We start from the raw sequence: 1,352 nt of genomic DNA on the forward strand, positions 1-1,352 counted from the left end.
TGTCGTTTTCAGAAGACGGCTGCACTGAACGTCAGAAGCCGACTGCACTATAGCAGCGGAGGGGTTGGATCCATCAGGCAACGACGGGCTGCTGCCGGCCATCAGCGGACGCAGGGAGGACTTTCCGCAACCGGCCGTTCGATGCGGCACCGATGGCCTTCGCGCAGGGGTAGTGAATCCGCCAGGATTGACTTGCGCTGCCCTACCTCTCACTAGTGAGGGGCGGCAGCGCATCAAGCGGTGAGCGCACTCCGGCACCGCCAACTTTCAGCACATGCGTGTAAATCATCGTCGTAGAGACGTCGGAATGGCCGAGCAGATCCTGCACGGTTCGAATGTCGTAACCGCTGCGGAGCAAGGCCGTCGCGAACGAGTGGCGGAGGGTGTGCGGTGTGGCGGGCTTCGTGATGCCTGCTTGTTCTACGGCACGTTTGAAGGCGCGCTGAAAGGTCTGGTCATACATGTGATGGCGACGCACGACACCGCTCCGTGGATCGGTCGAATGCGTGTGCTGCGCAAAAACCCAGAACCACGGCCAGGAATGCCCGGCGCGCGGATACTTCCGCTCAAGGGCGTCGGGAAGCGCAACGCCGCTGCGGCCCTCGGCCTGGTCCTTCAGCCACCATGCCCGTGCACGCGACAGCTGCTCGCGCAGGCTGGGTGCCAAGCTCTCGGGTAACATCAAGGCCCGATCCTTGGAGCCCTTGCCCTCCCGCACGATGATCGTGCCGTGATCGAAATCCAGATCCTTGACCCGCAGTTGCAAACCCTCACTGATCCGCATGCCCGTTCCATACAGAAGCTGGGCGAACAAACGATGCTCGCCTTCCAGAAAACCGAGGATGCGAACCACTTCATCCGGGGTCAGCACCACCGGCAAGCGCCGCGACGGCCGAGGTCTTCCGATCTCCTGAAGCCAGGGCAGATCCGTGCACAGCACCTTGCCGTAGAAGAACAGCAAGGCCGCCAATGCCTGACGATGCGTGGAGACCGAAACCTTGCGCTCGTTCGCCAGCCAGGACAGAAATGCCTCGACTTCGCTGCTGCCCAAGGTTGCCGGGTGACGCACACCGTGGAAACGGATGAAGGCACGAACCCAGTTGACATAAGCCTGTTCGGTTCGTAAACTGTAATGCAAGTAGCGTATGCGCTCACGCAACTGGTCCAGAACCTTGACCGAACGCAGCGGTGGTAACGGCGCAGTGGCGGTTTTCATGGCTTGTTATGACTGTTTTTTTGTACAGTCTATGCCTCGGGCATCCAAGCAGCAAGCGCGTTACGCCGTGGGTCGATGTTTGATGTTATGGAGCAGCAACGATGTTACGCAGCAGGGCAGTCGCCCTAAAACAAAG

General features: G+C 60.2%; 1 protein-coding gene. It reads right to left on the reverse strand.

Annotated elements, in window-relative coordinates:
* Positions 1-202 precede the first annotated feature (202 nt).
* On the reverse strand, positions 203-1,216 hold the full coding sequence (gene intI1, locus ACOTXR_RS25070; RefSeq protein WP_000845054.1) for a class 1 integron integrase IntI1: 1,014 nt from the start codon (positions 1,214-1,216) through the stop codon (positions 203-205).
* Positions 1,217-1,352: the final 136 nt, after the last annotated feature.

Origin of the sequence: Enterobacter cloacae complex sp. IR53030, from assembly GCF_049238365.1 — a bacterium.
In the GTDB taxonomy this organism is placed as follows: Bacteria; Pseudomonadota; Gammaproteobacteria; order Enterobacterales; family Enterobacteriaceae; genus Enterobacter; species Enterobacter kobei.

Excerpts from the sequence above, each read along its gene's own strand:
- intI1 (WP_000845054.1), bottom strand. The coding sequence starts at position 1,216 with ATGAAAACCGCCACTGCGCCGTTACCACCGCTGCGTTCGGTCAAGGTT.